Annotated in this window: 10 protein-coding genes; 1 reads left to right on the forward strand and 9 read right to left on the reverse strand. The window is 32.7% G+C overall.

Features of this window, described 5'->3' with window-relative positions; all coding sequences use genetic code 11:
* Positions 1–120: 120 nt before the first annotated feature.
* The gene (locus tag KX723_RS06450) at positions 121–582 is read left to right on the forward strand and encodes a response regulator (protein ID WP_218813579.1); all 462 of its coding nucleotides are present in this window, start codon (positions 121–123) and stop codon (positions 580–582) included.
* Between the two features lie 7 nt (positions 583–589).
* Here the strand turns inward: KX723_RS06450 and KX723_RS06455 are convergent, their stop codons facing one another.
* The 9 genes from KX723_RS06455 to KX723_RS06495 all read right to left on the reverse strand — a co-directional run bounded on the left by KX723_RS06455 (position 590) and on the right by KX723_RS06495 (position 17,400).
* Entirely contained in the window at positions 590–1,120 is a 531-nt protein-coding gene (locus KX723_RS06455; RefSeq protein ID WP_218813580.1) for a GNAT family N-acetyltransferase, read from the reverse strand.
* Positions 1,121–1,344: 224 nt separating this feature from the next.
* Complete coding sequence (locus KX723_RS06460; RefSeq protein WP_218813425.1) at positions 1,345–2,562, reverse strand: IS256 family transposase; 1,218 nt, start codon at positions 2,560–2,562, stop codon at positions 1,345–1,347.
* Positions 2,563–2,634: 72 nt separating this feature from the next.
* Positions 2,635–3,543: a hypothetical protein gene (locus tag KX723_RS06465; protein WP_218813581.1), complete on the reverse strand. Its 909-nt coding sequence runs from the start codon at positions 3,541–3,543 to the stop codon at positions 2,635–2,637.
* A 338-nt stretch (positions 3,544–3,881) separates the two neighbouring features.
* Positions 3,882–5,399, reverse strand: coding sequence for an FAD-dependent monooxygenase (locus KX723_RS06470; RefSeq protein WP_218813582.1), 1,518 nt, complete (start codon positions 5,397–5,399; stop codon positions 3,882–3,884).
* On the reverse strand, positions 5,392–6,882 hold the full coding sequence (locus KX723_RS06475) for an FAD-dependent monooxygenase (RefSeq protein WP_218813583.1): 1,491 nt from the start codon (positions 6,880–6,882) through the stop codon (positions 5,392–5,394). Before KX723_RS06475 ends, KX723_RS06470 begins: the two co-directional genes overlap by 8 nt.
* 18 nt (positions 6,883–6,900) lie before the next feature.
* Entirely contained in the window at positions 6,901–8,145 is a 1,245-nt protein-coding gene (locus KX723_RS06480) for a zinc-binding dehydrogenase (protein ID WP_218813584.1), read from the reverse strand.
* A 19-nt stretch (positions 8,146–8,164) separates the two neighbouring features.
* Positions 8,165–12,346 (reverse strand): beta-ketoacyl synthase N-terminal-like domain-containing protein, encoded by a 4,182-nt coding sequence (locus KX723_RS06485; RefSeq protein ID WP_218813585.1) that lies wholly within the window; start codon positions 12,344–12,346, stop codon positions 8,165–8,167.
* Complete coding sequence (locus KX723_RS06490) at positions 12,347–16,198, reverse strand: beta-ketoacyl synthase N-terminal-like domain-containing protein (protein ID WP_218813586.1); 3,852 nt, start codon at positions 16,196–16,198, stop codon at positions 12,347–12,349.
* Positions 16,156–17,400 (reverse strand): beta-ketoacyl [acyl carrier protein] synthase domain-containing protein, encoded by a 1,245-nt coding sequence (locus tag KX723_RS06495; protein ID WP_218813587.1) that lies wholly within the window; start codon positions 17,398–17,400, stop codon positions 16,156–16,158. Before KX723_RS06495 ends, KX723_RS06490 begins: the two co-directional genes overlap by 43 nt.

A 17,400-nucleotide genomic window follows, 5' to 3' on the forward strand; every position in this document is an offset into this window, starting at 1 on the left:
CCTTATAACTTAGCTATCCTCATACTTTCTATTTGAGCTCTATTCAGGTAGTTATAACTATATAATAGATATATAATAATCAATGTAATCTAAAATATTCATACAATAAATAACAATACCATGAGAAAAATCGCTCGTCGTCTATTCTCTTTCAAACAAAAAGAACGCATACAAAAAAAGGATTCTTTTCCAAAATACTCAATCCTGTTAGCTGAAGATAATCTACTGGTTCTACGTGCTATAAAAAACTTACTTGAACAGCAAGGTTATCGTGTTAAAGCAGTTGAAGATGGTGTTCAAGCACTCAGTTATTTGAAAAGTTATACGTACAAATGGGCGTTATTAGATCTCGTTTTGCCCGAAACAGATGGAATCGATCTTGTACAAAATTATCGTGACTGGGAAAAAGAAACGAACAAATCCTACCTTCCTGTCTTTGCTTTAACAGGCTACCCCTTTAAGTCGATGGAACGCATTTGTAAAGAAGCCGGAATAGACTTTCTTTTTGAAAAGCCTTTTAAAATTGATGACCTTAAAGTCATTGAAGATCTTATAAAAGCTCTAGAAAAAACTAAAAAGTAGATTAAGATTAAAGCACTAAATTCACAGTACTTAAACGGTGTAATTTATGGGGGATATCCAAATAGACAAAATCTTTTTCATAGCCAAATCCTAGTTTCTGCATAACACGCAATGATTGGTAATTTTGAAAGCTCGTAAAACAAATAAGTTCTGGTAAAGAAAGTCTATTAAATGCTAACTCAATAGCCATTAAAGACATCTCCACAGCTATACTTTTTCCCCAATATTCAGGTCTTATGGCATAACCCAATTCAACTTCATTCTTATTATCCAATAGGAAATATTTTAACCCTGCTCGACCAACGAAATCTTTATTTTCTTTATCACGCCATAGCCACATGCCAAAACCATATTGTTGCCAGTGATTGATATCTGAAATGACTCGCTTATAAAGTTCTTCTTTATTAAACGCTACACCATAGCAATCAACAAATTGCTTATTTTGCATCATGCAGTAATAGTCATCTAAATCGTTAAGACTAGGTATTAAACCAAGTAATCGTTTGGTTTCTACAGCCTGTGGACATTGTTTTTTCATAGATTATTTTTTAGTCAATTCATTTGATGACATTGTAGCAAACAGCAATAACGTATATAAAATCCGTGCCGGACTTTTGCGTGATTGAAACGGGTTTTCATGTGCTTTTCTGTGATAGTTGTAATAGCCGCCACAGTTAAAATTGTTGTTTTTTCAATAAGTTATATTTTAAGCAAATGACTGTTAATCATTGAGCCTGTAAACAATTTTGTGTAAGTGCCGTGTCAGGAGAACCTACCCTCGAATTCGATAGCGAATCGATTCATAGCGGCTCTCCAATCATGTAAAGCCATCGTCCACTTTTGTGATGCCTTCTGTACCGCTAAATATACTACTTTTAATGCCGATTGGTCATTAGGAAAGATTTTACGATTATTAATTGATTTTCTAATCACACTATTGAGTGATTCAATGGCATTGGTGGTATAAATAATTTTTCGTATGTCGTCAGGATAATCGAATAAGGTCACCATATTACTCCAGTTTTTATGCCAGGTACGGCTAATGGCGGGATATTTTTTATCCCATTTTTCACTGAACATCAGAAGCGCTTCTTCGGCTTGCTCTATAGAAATAGCACGGTAAATAAGCTTAAGATCCGCTACCACGGCTTTCATGTCCTTATGCGGTACGTAGCGTAAGGAATAACGAATAAGATGCACAATGCAGAGCTGAACCTTCGTTTTTGGGAATACCGCGTTTATTGCCTCTGGAAACCCGCTTAGTCCATCCACGCAAGCAATAAAAATATCCTTTACCCCACGATGATTTAATTCGGTTAATACAGATAGCCAAAATTTTGCACCCTCGGTTTCAGCTATCCACAAGCCGAGTAATTCCTTTTGTCCTTCACAATTAATGCCCAAAGCCAAATAGATGGATTTATTGATCACACGTTTATCTTGATGGCATTTAATAACGATACAATCTAAATACACGATAGGATATACCGTTTCTAAGGGGCGATTCTGCCACACCGTCACCTCATCCATCACGGCTTCAGTCACTTTAGAAATCAAGCTGTGCGATACCTCCGCACCGTACATTTCTTTGAACGTCGCCGCTATATCACGGGTAGTCATCCCTCGGGCATACAGCGCTAAAATCTGTTCATCAAACTCCGTCAAGCGCGTTTGTCCTTTGCGTATAAGTCGAGGTTCAAACGTACTATTTCGATCCCTAGGCGTGTTAATCTCAACTTCGCCAAAATCACCCTTTAATCGCTTCGGTGAATAACCATTGCGGCTATTTCCCGTATTCTTGCCTTCTATCGCGTGCTTTTCGTAGCCTAGATGCTCCTCTAGCTCTGCATCCATGGCTCGTTCTACCGTGAGCTTTAATAGCTGCTTGCTCAGCGCAGATATATCTTTTTCACTCTTTATGGATTTAGCCAATTCACTGATTAATTCGGGAGCTATATTTATTTCTTGTTCTTGTTTCATTACTTATTTCTCTTTTATCGCTAGTGCTTTTTTCAGCGCATTAGCTTAGGTAATAATAAGCATTTACACAATTTAGTTTACAGGCTCTGAACTTTTTGAATTTTCAAAATAACCTGTAAAAACATATTTCATAGCAGATTTTAATGTACTTGATCTTTCAAGAACACCCAAATTATAAAGGCGGTAAAATGTTTCAATGTCTTCACTATCAATAAGAAAATCTTTTTTGACCATTTTAAACAGCAATAAGCATACTAAAATTATTTCATGGTAACATTCCACTGCACAAGAAAAAGAAACCGGATGAAAAATTGGACCATTACTTTCCCATAGATGGCCATTTGTATATTCATGATCGGGATGAATATATTTACTTAATCTTCCAAATAATCGTCTTATCAAACCTCCTTCATAGTTTTTTTCTCTATTTTTAGCCTGGAACAAACTATCTTTTTCTTTTTCTTCTAAGAAAAGTTCTAATTCTTTTATAGCTGGATAGTTTTTTAAAGAATTACAGGCATTTCCAAACTTTATTTCTTGTTTTTCAAATGCCCATTTACTCTCCAAGGATTTATGATCCATGGTTTCTATGTAGATACTTACTATCATATGATCTAAGGCGCTTCTCAATACTTGAAATACTTGTCTATAAAAGCCATGTAATAAATTAAAACAAGCAGCCTCAAGATCTTCATAGACTGATAATATACAAGTTTCTAAATAAAAATCTTTATAGTTTTCAGTATTAATTAACCTTAACCATAGTAATTTAAAACTTAATAATTCATTTATAATGCTTCCAAAATGATTCGATGTCAGTATGGCCACATGATCAGTCAAATTAGTTAAATGATCCCATGATTCTTTGTCAATAAGATCAGTAGGCGCAGGATCGGGGTTTTTAGAGCCCAATCCAAAATCTTTTGGTTCTAATATCTTTCTGACTGATCTGAAGTCTTTTAGGGATAATGGTTTGACCATAGGGAGAACCTCATTTTTTTATTGGATTAAAGATAATTCTATAAATTTATTTAATAATTTTAAAGATATGAAATTTTTCTCTTCTCTCTCTCTTCTTCTACTATCTTTACTTTAATTTATTCTCATGCCCGCCCAAAGCCAAGACCTCAGTTTTCAAGTCTCGTAGAGACGATGCAAAAGTGAGGTCTTGGCTGGTTTTCACATCGTGAAATGGGCGGGCAACCTAGATAAATCAAGCTTAGAAGCATTTACAGTCTACTAGACTTCAAATAATTTGCTCAATATAGTGGACAATGGCTTACTTAGCCTCTGAATCATAAGTATAACAAACAAAAGCTCTAACCTAATCTTTTATGGACATAGAGATTAAAAAACTCTTCTGATGAAATTAATTTCTTTATATCAATTTCGGAGTTTAATACATCCATAATATAGCAATCAGGCCGAATTAAGTACGCCAATGCTTTTAAAAAAAACTCGTTTTTTAATTTATTCCATTTTTTTTCTATTAGAATTAAATTTATTAGCGAATTAGTTTTAGTGTAATTAGAGATATTTTTATTATCGAAGAGGATTAGATTAAATTTAGTAGGACAAAGAACGTCGTATATTGATCTTTCATCATCTAGCTTAAAATTTGGCATTCTACTCCCAATTATGGGTGACCTGTTTACCTTGTTATAATTAACTCTATATTGCGAAATTATTTCCACTTCTTTTAAATTATAAAAATCTATTCCTAATGTGGCCTTGGATAATATAGAAAAAAATCGTTTAATAGGCTTATGCCCAAAAACAACTTTGCTTATAAAATTATTGTAGTCAAATAACTTATTAGCAACTGCCTTCCTTTCCGCATTATAGCTATTAAGGATAGATTGACTCCATCCATTCTGAAGAACAAAAGAAAGTTTCCAGCCAAGGTTAAATGCATCCTGTATTCCGGTATTAAGGCCTTGTGATCCAATAGGACTTTGAATATGAGCGGCATCTCCTACATAAATTACCTTGTTTCTATAAAAACTATTTACAACGTATTGCTTTGGATTAAAAGTAGATATCCATATGGGATCCCCAAACTCTATATTAGAATAATGTAAATTACATAGGTGTTTTTTAAACAGTTCAAGTACAGAATTATTCGTATATTCAGTTTTATTTTTTTCTGTAGTAATGATTCTATAAATAAAATTATTCCCATTATACGTAATAGGCATAATGTAAAGGAAAGAATGCATTAAATAAAATAGATGCCGCTGATCAAAAGCTAAAGGTAAATTTTTTATAGGAATATCCGCCATAAGAAATGTTTCATCATCTTCTTCGCCATGAAAAATCATCCCATCAGACTTTCTAATAGCACTGTGTCCACCGTCGCAAGCAATTAAATAATTTGTCCTAATATTACTGTGAATATCGCTGCGATTATTGTAAATGTAACACGTTATCCATCTATCATTACGTTCAAACGAGGTGAGTTCTAACCCACGTTCTACTGTAGTATCTAAATTTTCAAGTTGATCATTAAGTATTTTAGTAGTTATAGATTGTGAAATTTGTAATATAAAATTATACTTACTATCAAGACGACTGAACTTGGCTTGGCCAAGTTTATATTTATTATAAAAATAATTGAGGTAATAAGACGGTATACCCTCTTTTATTATATTTTCAGCTATACCAATTGTATTTAAAAGCTCTAATGTGCGTGACGTGATTGTCATAGCCTTACTTTTGCTTGACCAGGTATACGCTTTATCAATGATTTTATAAGAAATATTAAATTTCTTTAAAATTATTGCTAGTGTCAGTCCTACAGGACCTGCACCTACGATCAATACATCACACTCAACCATAATAAATATTATTATCTAATGACAACTCATTTTCGTGTTCAATAACTCTAAAAATAAATAAATCAGGGCGTATAATTAAAGCAAGCCCAGATTTAATTAAACTAACTACATTATGTTCATAAAGGCTTTGATTTACTAAATTTTCTAAATTACTAATTGTTGATAAATCAATATCTATTGAGTTTAAATTTATACTAGATTGCAATAAAAACGATTTAAACTTAACAAAGTGATCCTTATTAAATAAGATACTCCATTTACCGATTAATAGGTCATCTAATCTATTTATTTCATTGTTTTTTGAAATGAAAATAGAAGGGAGCCAAGAGCCGCTTGAAAATACCCCACTATTCATAGAAGCTAAAGCCCTAGGTAGAGGTTTTATTTTTCTATAGTAATGACAATTAATTGGCTCTGAATCTTTTGTTTCTGCTATATCTTTAGTTAAATTATGGATAAACTGCATTGTTTCTTTAATAGCTGCAGAACGTTCATCATTATATGTGGCTAGAAGCTTAGGAGAGGATTTCTTTTGAATAACGCTTGCTAATTTCCAACATAAATTATATGAATCCCTGATTCCAGAACACATTCCTTGCCCGCCATATGGTGGGATCAAATGCGCTGCATCACCAAGCAAGTAAACATTATCTACAGAAAGGTTTTCTGCCAAACAAAAATTTCGCTTGTATATTCTTGAACGTATGATATGAGGATTCTCGTCTTTTATAAAATCTTCCAAAAGTAACTGTATAAGGTTATCGCTGTTTTTATCCACAAAATTAATTGCAGTAGGTATTTTAACTTCAAAACGACGCATTTTTGGTGGAAAATTAATTGTGACGCAAGGAAACTTATAAATTCCATTTTTTGCAATGTTTTTTATGTTATCCCTAATTTTTTGGCTATCATAAAGGTCAATGACAACCCAATCTTCACCAGTACCTAACTCTTCAAACTGTATTCCGCACAATCTACGTACAGAACTTTTAGCGCCGTCACATCCAAGAATATAATTGGCTTTTATTTGAACGACTTTTCCAAGATAAAAGACGTTTATTAAATAATAATCGTCTTTTTTTATAAAGTTAAGGATCTCACATGAAGAAATAAATGTTACAAATTTTGAAGCATACAATTTGCCCCGTAAAATCTTTTCTAATTCTGGTTGATAGAATGTTGATAAAATAGGGTATTCAAAAGGACGATAAGTCTCGTTTGGTATGAACTGCTTATAACCACTTGGCGTAAAATATTCAATTTTTGGTTTATTACATAAGTTTTTTATCTCTTCATCTTCAAGACATACGTTTCTTAAAATACGTAAAGTTTCATCATCAATACCAATAGCTCTAGGATAAGTGTAAGCCGTGTGTTTTTTATCAATTACTAAACTCTTAATATTAAATTTCTCTAATAAGTGAGCAGTAACTAAACCAACTGGTCCGGCCCCAACGATTAATGCAGTATATTGTTTTTCCATTGCAATTAGCACACGTTATCAATGTTTCATACAGTGCATACTTTCTATTTCTTCAGTAGAATTATCTTTATTTACTAAGCTCATATCAAATACAATTTTTCCTCTGGTATGCCCCGTCTCTATCGCCCTATGTGCTTCAGGTGCTTGAGTAAGAGAAAAAATTTGAGAAACACATGGATCAATTTTTCCAGATTCTATATGCTCAACCAATAAACGTAATCCTTCAGCGTTAGGTTCAAAAAATGAATAATTGAAATATCTTCCAAACTCACTCGCCTGGAAAGCTTTATATTTTAATGTGTCAGAAACAAATTGCTGCATACCTGCATGTAATCCTTTTGAATCAGTAAGCGGCATCATCGGTCCAACAATAGAAATGTATTTTGCTGAATAAGGTAATAGTTTAGCTAATTCAATATCAAAATCCTTAAGTATTTTTTTATAGCTAGGAACGGTCCAAGTTGTATCAGCAGATTCAAGTTGCGCTAGCCCATTATCTAATAACACTTTAATACCAGAGATAATCGAAGAATCTGGAGAAGTTTTTTTTAAGCAAGATAACATCGGTTCTATATTAGACTTTCCAAGTAAATCATAGGCAATATCACAATCATTTATCGTAATCGCACTCTCCTTCTCATAATCTATAACTTCATCAGCACCAAGCTTGCAAACATATTCAATATTTTTACTGCTGCAACTAGTAACAATGTATGCACCCATTGCCTTTAAAAACTGAATGGCATAACTTCCTATACCTCCAGCACCCGCAGAAACAAAAACTTTTTTCCCCTTATAATCGTTATAATGCATACCGGCTTGGCTGATTAAGGCACTATAGGTTGTCAGGGCAACATAAGGCAAAGAAGCAGCCTGAATATAATCGATGTTATTAGGCTTTTTTATGATTTCAGAAATAGGCACACAGACATATTTCGCATGACTCCCCTGCTTCATTCCTGCCACTCTAAAGGGACTCACTACACCAAAAACGCTATCGCCCTCCCTATATTCTTCTACATTAGCTCCAACTTTAATAATAACGCCTGAAAAATCTCTCCCTAATATAATAGGTAATGGGGTCTTTTCTGAAAAAATCGCTTTACCATATCCCGATCTTATTCGAGCATCAATTGGATTTATCGATGCCGCATAAATTTCAACAAGCACTTCTTCTTCGCTCGGTTGAGGCATCGGATAATCTACTAATGCTAATGCTTTAGTTGGATCGATATTATATTGTTTAAGAAGCATTACTTTCATTTTTTTCTCCATAAAGTTATTAATTGATAAGTATTTCTATTTCTTTTAAAGCCTGTTGTGCAAAAATAGAAATATCTGAAGCTATAGAATAAGCAATGTCACCATTTCTTATGAAAAAATGATCTCCATTATACTCATTTAATTGCATCAATGAGGTTGTTAGATGTGACCAAGCATCTACTTCTAATTTATCCACACGGTCATCCTTCAATCCATGTAGCGCAAGGATAGGCTTTGAAATTTTATCTATATGTTTAGGGTAAGAATCAACAACACATAAATCAGCTAGTAATATTTTAAGAAAGTACTGTGCTTCACCCTCATTTAATTTTAAGTTATCCATTTGAAATATTGATAATAAAACTGAAATCTGTTTTCTATCTAAACACTTTAGGCTCCTTATGGTTACTAAATCTAGCCCAATTTTTTCTAAAATTTTCTGCTTTATCTTTTTAAGCCATGGGTTTTCTTGAAGTCCTGGAGCAGAGCAAGCAGCAACGATTACCCCTAATGCTTGCTCTATAGTGTTAAAATGGAGCATTAATCTAAAAGCGATTAAAGCTCCAAAGCTATGACCATAAAATAAAAAAGGTAACTCAGTATGGTTTTGAATTAACTCAGGTAAACAGCTATTAAATAATTGAATATCTGTATATAGGTTTTCATTTTTACGATCTTCTCTTCCTGGAAGCTGAATTGGAGAAAGGTGTATCCAGCTAGGTAAATGTTTTATTAAATTGTTAAAAACAGAGGCTCCAGCCCCACCATAAGGAATAGCATATAAAACACATTTTGCTTCAGGGCTGATTCTAATGTTTTTTATCCATTGATGTATCTCAGTACGGGTACTATGAGAATGAATTTCAGATTTGTTGCCTTCTAAATCAAAGCTACTTTGATCTACTCTTTTTAAAATAGATTCAATACTAATATCATTAGTCAGGTCTATTATATCTAGCTTATTAGATAGCCAAGGATCCAGTTTTTCTTTTAAAATCAAAGCCGAAATTGAATCTAATCCATAATTTGTCATGGGAAGTTTCATATCGATAACGTCTTTGTGTTTTATGCCGAGTAAAGCACAAAATGTATCTATTAAATACTTTTCAAATTCAGATGGGTCTTTAAATTTGTGCGATATTGGTATATTTTCCAACGTTATTTTACTTAAATCCAAAGTAACCTTCTTCATAAAACAACCGGTTATTTTGGCTATAATTAAGTTATCTGAATCAAATAAATTAAGATTGCCGATAAGTTCATCTTCAGTCTTATCTACTATATCTATTAGGCATTTAATATCAGTTAAATTGGTTTTTGAATTAAAAAATACAATCTCTTCCATTGAAGCTACCATGTACTTTACTTTTTCATTTACACAGTAGCTATGCATATGGAAAGCTTGTGCGCAACAATCAAGCACCTCAGAAGAAAATGGCAAGAGATTCTCTGCTATAGATTCTGATTTAATATGCACTAAAAATTGTTTTTCTTCTATAACATCTATTTTAATTATTTTTTTAACTTTATCGCCAAGTGATAAGTCTAAAGATTTATTTAAATAATTATAGAAAGAATCACCGGATAAAGTTTTATATTTCCTCTTTCCAGGACAAGTCAAATCATTTTCAAACGCAACCCTATATTCAATTTTACCTTCTACGTGCTTTGTCCAAATAGTATCTGAATGTAATTTAGATAAAAAAGCCCATATATACTGGGATCCATAGGAAGTAATTCTAATAATTACTTTTTTATCAATATTTTTCTTAAAAATGATCGGGCAGAAAAAAATCATATTTGAAATATGAAATTTTCTATCGCCTCCTAATGTTATGAGCAATAAGTCTATATATATTCCTATATGCACAACATTATGTGTGGCTTGAATACTTTCATAATTAAATATAGCTTTTGTTATATCATAATACTGAATATCACTAGGCATATCTAACAAAGTCGTGCAGCTAATAGCATCCTGTTTTTGGGTTTTTATTAGTTTGGGCCAAAAAATATCTTGCTCGAATGCATAGGTAGGCAATGTAGTTTTTATATAATTTTTATTTTTATAATAATACTCCCAATTTATGCTTTCCCCTGCATTTAATAGCTTATAAATAATATGACTTATCCAATCAGCACATACTGGATAATTAGAGTCTATTTCTAGAATATTTTTATTATCTACAGGTATCAATTGAAAATCTATTACACTATAAAATAGATCAGCGCCTATTTTATTCGGCTTATCTAAAACTTGAGCTAATAATTCGGGAGTTAGATTCTCGAAATTTACTATGTTTATCAATTTTGAAAAATTAATATTCTTACTTCTGTTTAATAAGTAGAATGGTAAAATACAAGACAATCCGCTATAGCACCATGTGCTGTTAATAAAAATACTTTGTAAAATCTTAACTAAAGTTAATCCTGCAACCAGATATTTATAAATTAATTTACTCGGAGCTAGAGCTTGGTTTTCTGATAATAAACTAATGACTTCCTCGTATATAACTGGAAAATCATGTTTTATACCGCTAATATTATTAATAGCATTAATAATCAATTCATCTATAATTCCAAGCTTATTAGGGGACACTTTTAAAATTAAATTTGGTTTTTCAAGTACTTCATTAAGTTTAGTTAGTAAATCTTTTTTAGAATGTATCTCAAAATTAACGCGGTATTTATCAAAACTTCTAGAGATATTAGTTGTATGGCATATTTGAACAATATTAAGTCCATTATCATCCTCAATAGCAGCAATATATTTTTTTATATAGTTAATTAAGGAAACTTCCCTATTTGATGACAATGAGAACAAATACTTGCATTCATTTTTCTCGATAAGGTTTGGATTAATATTATAGTTTGATATTATTACAGCAGCGTTGGTCCCACTAAATCCAAATGAATTAATAGCTATAGCTTTATTCTTCATATCTACCGCTATAGCCCTATCAGCAATAGCAATTTCTGGAGTCAATCTAATACGAGGATTAATAGCTTGTAAACTTAGCGAGTATGGAACAATACAATTATTTTTTAGCATTAATACAGCTTTAATAACACCTGCAAGACCAGCACATGCCTCCGAGTGCCCCAAATTAGTCTTTGATGATCCAATATAGAGGGGAATTTCCCTCTCGTGAGGGTTTTCAAATATGCTTTCCTGGATAGCTTTAAATTCAATAGGATCGCCAAGAGGTGTGCCTGTGCCGTGCATCTCGTAATAAACTATCTGGCTTGGAGTTAAGCCACTGTTTTTCAGTACAGATTGAATCAACTTTTTCTGGGCTAGCCCATTAGGTACAGTTAAACCACTACTATGTCCGTCATGGTTAGTTTGAATGGATTCTATAACTGCCAAAATATTGTCATTGTCCTTAATAGCTTCATCCAATCTCTTGAGGAGAAGCATAGCACACCCTTCAGCACGGCCGTATCCATCAGCTTTTGCGCTTAACGTTTTACAATAACCATCTGAAGCAAGCGCTTTAATATTGTTAAGCTGATTGTATACATATTCCTCTAAAATAAGGTTAGCTGCGCCTACCAATGAAAACTTACATTTGCGATTTAAAAGTGAATTACATGCAAGGTTTAATGCCACAAGCGAAGAAGAGCAGGCTGTGTCAATCGTAATAGCCTCCCCTTCATATCCCATAGTAAAAGCAATGCGTCCTGAAAGAATACTTGAAAGCGTTCCAGTAAGCGTGTACGAGTTGCTGTGCTGATGCTTATTTAGGATTTGATTAAAATCAGATCCTATACATCCAATGTAAACCGTCGTATCTTTATCAAGTTGTTTTGCATTATAACCAGCCTGTTCTGCTGCCTCCCAAACAAGCTCTAATAGAATACGTTGTTGCGGATCCATATCCTCCGCCTCTTTTGGCGAAATACCAAAAAATAGTGGATCAAATTTTGCAATACTTTCTAAGTAAGAAGCTGGATAACTCAAACTTAGGCCTGTTTCAAACTCTCTTGTTTCTGGATAATTGTTGTTAACAATTACGCCTTCTTTAAGCAGTTGCCAATATTTCTCTATCGTATAACAATCATTCGGAAAACGGCATGACATCCCTACTATGGCTATTTTTTCTTTTTTCTTTCCATTATCTAAACGTTTGATAATGGAAACGGATTTTTCCAATAAGGTTTTTAATTTTTCATTTTCTTCTTTTAGGGAAATCGTCATCTATGCAACTCCTTGAAAAAAACTTTCAATTTCTTTTAAAAATTCATCGGGTTTATCAATTTTTTCAACACTATGTAAATTACACATAGATTCAGTTGAATCATTCTTTGTATTAAAAAAATGACATATGTATTGGGCTAGAGTTTCACAGGTATTATAATTAAAAATATCCACATCCTCTAACGATAAGCTTAATAAGCTATTTAATTCACTAATAATCTGCAAACACATTAAGGAGTCCATTCCTAGCTCAAAGAACCCTTTATCAACATTAATTTCACTAAGTTCATAACCTAAAACTTTACTTACAATAGTTTGAACCTGTTTTATTAAAGTTGATTTAGTGACTGTTTTAGAAACAGTTTGAGAAACAGGCTGAGAATCACATTCTTTATTAATATTAATAAATGAATCTGAAAAGCTAAATACGTTTTTATATTTAGGAAGATAAGTATCATATGGCCAGTGACGTTTTTTTATAAACCCTCGGGGAGGAATTCCTAAACTAGGAATAGTTTTTGAATCTATAGCACTATCATTTATATTAAAGCCAAGTACCCATAGTTTTGCTACTTTGTCATACAAATGAATACTAAATAACTCGTTAATTACATCACTTTTTGAATTTATATTTTCTTCTATTGCCTCTCCAACATATACAGTTTCACTAACTATCCCATCGTACCAATCAGCAAGTTGCTTTATTAACCCATCAATATTTTTTGTAACGCAAGCAAAGCGTGTTTTATGAGAATTCAACCTTGAAAGTGTTAATGCTAGTTGATGTAAATTAGGCTTTACAAGTTTAATATACCGAGTTAATCGCATTATATTTTCTTTCAAACAGGCAAGGTTTCTTGCCGAAATAACAATTAACTGCTCTTCATCTAACTGACTAGCTACATACGGAACTGAAGTAGTTTCTTCAACTAATACATGCACATTTACCCCACCAGCTCCAAATGAGTTGATTCCAGCCTTTCGCATATTTGCTTCATCATCTACATTTTGAATTGGTTCCCAAAAATGCGTCGCTCGGTTAACAACAAAGGGCGAATTATTAAAATCAATATATTGGTTATAAGTTGGACTAAAAAGAAGAGATGGAACAAGTGTTTTATACTGTAACTGTAAAGTAACCTTAATGAGTTGCACAATACCAGCCGCAGCCTCAGCATGACCTATATTGGATTTTACAGAACCAATATAACAGCCATAACTTTTAATTTTCCCTGTAAAAACTTTCAAGAGTCCTTCTATTTCAATTGGATCTCCGAGTAATGTTCCTGTTCCATGAGCCTCCACATAGGTAATATCATCCCCTATCCATTTTGCATCATTTAGCGCATTTTCTATACATTGCGCTTGAGCATTTGGGTCTGGCACAGTATATCCATTCGTTTTCCCTCCATGACTTACCCCTGAGCCCGCAACTTTTGCTAATTTATTTAAATTAAATTCCGATACGATATCTCCTCTGCATAATATTACAGCCCCTATTGCTTCAGCTGGAACATAGCCATCACCATCTGAACCAAAAGCATTACAATGCCCTTTGGAAGACAAAAATCCATGTTTAATCAACATTTCATATTTACTTGGATGAAGCGTTAAATTAACCCCACCAACAATTGCCAAATCACATTCATTTGATCGGATGCTATTTAATGCTAAATGGAAGGCATAGAGCGAAGAGGAACATGCGGTATCTATAACCAAACTTGGCCCAGTAAAATCAAAAATATAAGAAACTCTATTTGCAATAGAGTAAGTTTGAGAGTTTATAGACGTGGCATGAGCTTCAGAACTTTCAGCTAAAATCAACTGATAGTTGTTAAATGTGCTACCAACAAAGACGCCAATCCGCTTTTTTTGTTCTTTAAGTTTTTTTAATAGCTTCTTGTTGATTCCTGCATGCTCCAAACATTCTTCAGTAACTTCTAAAAACATTCGTTCCTGGGGATCCATAAACAGAGCTTCTTTAGGAGATATACCGAAATTTTCCGCATCAAACTTATCAATATCTGCTATAAAACCACCGGAAAAAGGTTCTCTATAATCTTTATTATGCATTTTTATATAATGATCTTTTAAGGAACTTGACCAACGTTCTTCAGGAACTGAAGTTACAGAATCTTTTTCATTTTTTAGATTTTCCCAAAATTCAAAAATATTATTTGCTTCTGGAAATCGCCCTGCCATACCAGCAATAAAAACTTGTTTATCGTTTTTTGCATTATGACTTGAGCATCTAAGTGGTTTGTTTTTGACTTGACTATCGGTTTCTTGATTTGAGTTAAGAATTTTTTCTATTCTGCCAATTAAATCACCTATATTTTTCGATTCAAAAAATATAGAAATAGGAATATTGCCGTATTTTTTGGTTATTTCGGTGTGCGCTGATAAAATGACGATAGAATCAACTCCAAATTCAAATAAAGAATTACTTTTGATAGTTGATATTTCACCCTTAATACCCAGTAAATTTATTAATTCTTCAATAAAGTTAGGCGAAACCTTTTCTTTTTCCTCTATTACCTCTTTATTTACTATTAAATTAGTTTCATTGGTTTTCCAATAAATTTTTTTATCGAAAGGGTATAGTATTAATGGTTCATTTTTAAATAAACTTCTTGAATAAATTGTATCCCAATCAATTTTATAGCCCTTTTTCCATAAAAATATCAATATAGATAAGATATCTTTTTTATTTTGAACTGGAAAAAAATTTTTAGTCGTATGTTCTAGCTTCTTTATATCATCAACAAAAATTACAGGGATAGAGCCAAACCTATCCTGCATATTTATGACAGACTTTGTATCATTTCTGGCATTAAATCGCTTTCGCCATGAGAAAGGTAAATTATTCTCCTCAAATAATGATACCTCTTCAGAATCTAAATCTATTTCGTCATCTGAGTTATTAGTAATAATCTCATAAATATGTGCAATATTTTTTTTATTCAACCCGATAGAAAATTTTAGATAGTTTAAATTAGCATCTTTATTAAATACGTCAATTTTAAATCGATCTTCGATAGATTGAATAGCCGCTATAGACGATAAACAATATATAGCATCCTTATGGACTTCACCCTTTTCATTACTAGATAGTAACCTTTTATGATATTCAAATTCCTCTTTAAAGCTCTTATTTGTGGAATGCAAAAAAGTTGTTTTGTCTTTAAACTTAGTAAAAGCAATAGTATCTCCTAAAAGAGAAGTATATATGGCTCTTATAGCTTCTGCGCTAATATAAGCAGGAGTTATGATCTCATTTTCAGACCAAATAGCACACCTGTATAAATAGGAGAACTCTTTTGGATTACATTTATTCATACTAAGAAGGAATTCATCCATCATAGCTTGGCTGCTCGGAATCAGAATATCTATTCTAATACCGGCTTTTAATATTTTACTAACTAACGAAATATTTTTTTTATTTAACTCGCCAATGTATAAAGAAATTTTTTTGCTTTTAGAGCACAAAGGTTCATAGTTTTTTTCAGCTTGAATGAGATTATCTAAAAGATCTTTTTTTCTATGAAATTGTGTTATATAGCGATATTTTAACGGTTGTCGACTAAGAAGTGCATTCAGACAAAATTGATTTATATTTTTCTCGTCACAATCTTTTAATCTATCTTTAGATATTCGTATGAGATTTTTTAAAGCACTTATTGATTGAGCCGAAACTGAAAATGGAATATTATAGTCGGCTATTTTGTTGAAAGAAGCATGAGAAATATCATCTTCAACAAATTTTTGTAAGATACAATGTCCATTAGCACCTCCAAAGCCAAAAGAACTTACCCCTGCCTCTTTATAGAGTTGCCTTGATCCGCTTCCCATGCAATCAACCTATTTGCAACTCTAATGTTAGAACCTGTTAATTCTAATAGCGGATTTTCAGCATTATAATTAATAGATGCCGGTATTACGTCTTTTTGCATCATTAAAATAACTTTAATAATACCCGCAATACCAGCTGCGCCCTCAAGATGACCAATATTAGATTTTACAGAACCAATATAAAGCTGCTGTTTAAAGTTAAATACCTCCTTAATAGCATGTACTTCAATTGGATCTCCCAAAGGGGTACCCGTCCCATGAGTTTCAATATAAGATATATCTTGAGGTTTTAGTTCGGCGGAATCTAAAGCTTTACGGAGCAAATCAACTTGTGCTTTTTTAGATGGTGCAGTTATTGAATTGTTTTTCCCATTATGTGAAAGCTCGATAGCATTAAGCACTGCATAAATATGCGCTTTTATTTTTTTTGCCATTTTATAGGTGGTTAGTAATAGTACGCCTGCTCCTTCTCCTTGGACATAACCATCCGCAGCTGCATCAAAAGTTTTGCATATACCATTTGCTCCCAGCATATGCGATTTTGAAAAATCTATATAACGAAGCGGGTGGCTTAAAATATTTACGGCACCGACGATGCTAAAACAACATTGTTCCTGACGAAGAGCATTAAAAGCTTGTTTTACTGGCACAAAGGATGATGCACATGCCGCATCCGAAGAATAGCTTTCTCCAGTAAAATTAAAATGATGAGAGATTCTATTAGATAAAGCACATGCATAATTATTAATACACGTTTTAGCTTTAACTTTTATGTCATCTTTATTTAAAATCCTTAATAAATAGTCAAATGCCATTCCAGCCATGTATACAGAAGTAGTATAATTTTGGAGGGTAGCCAAATTAATGGCAGAGTCTTCGATACAATGCCAGGTTTCTTCAAGTAAAATCCGCTGTTGCGGATCCATTTGCTCGGCATCCATATCCGAAATATTAAAGAAACCGTTATCAAATTTATCAACATCCGCAAGTAACCCAATCCACTTGCTTTTAATTATATTCTTTTCATACAATAAGCCTGCTGAAAAACGTTCATCTGGTATTTCTTTAATACTAGCTTTTTCTTTAATTAAATTAGATATAAATTTTTCTTTATCCTCGGCATCAGGAAAACGGCATGACATGCCTATAATTACTATATCTTCATCTCTATATTTATGATCTTTAGGTAATTTATTATGCAT

The organism is Rickettsiella endosymbiont of Dermanyssus gallinae, assembly GCF_019285595.1.
In the GTDB taxonomy this organism is placed as follows: domain Bacteria; phylum Pseudomonadota; class Gammaproteobacteria; order Diplorickettsiales; family Diplorickettsiaceae; genus Rickettsiella_B.

Coding starts and splice junctions, on each gene's coding strand:
- KX723_RS06460 (WP_218813425.1), bottom strand. CDS start 2,562: ATGAAACAAGAACAAGAAATAAATATAGCTCCCGAATTAATCAGTGAA.
- KX723_RS06455 (WP_218813580.1), bottom strand. CDS start 1,120: ATGAAAAAACAATGTCCACAGGCTGTAGAAACCAAACGATTACTTGGT.
- KX723_RS06490 (WP_218813586.1), bottom strand. CDS start 16,198: ATGGGAAGCGGATCAAGGCAACTCTATAAAGAGGCAGGGGTAAGTTCT.
- KX723_RS06470 (WP_218813582.1), bottom strand. CDS start 5,399: ATGGTTGAGTGTGATGTATTGATCGTAGGTGCAGGTCCTGTAGGACTG.
- KX723_RS06475 (WP_218813583.1), bottom strand. CDS start 6,882: ATGGAAAAACAATATACTGCATTAATCGTTGGGGCCGGACCAGTTGGT.
- KX723_RS06450 (WP_218813579.1), top strand. CDS start 121: ATGAGAAAAATCGCTCGTCGTCTATTCTCTTTCAAACAAAAAGAACGC.
- KX723_RS06485 (WP_218813585.1), bottom strand. CDS start 12,346: ATGACGATTTCCCTAAAAGAAGAAAATGAAAAATTAAAAACCTTATTG.
- KX723_RS06465 (WP_218813581.1), bottom strand. CDS start 3,543: ATGGTCAAACCATTATCCCTAAAAGACTTCAGATCAGTCAGAAAGATA.
- KX723_RS06495 (WP_218813587.1), bottom strand. CDS start 17,400: ATGCATAATAAATTACCTAAAGATCATAAATATAGAGATGAAGATATA.
- KX723_RS06480 (WP_218813584.1), bottom strand. CDS start 8,145: ATGAAAGTAATGCTTCTTAAACAATATAATATCGATCCAACTAAAGCA.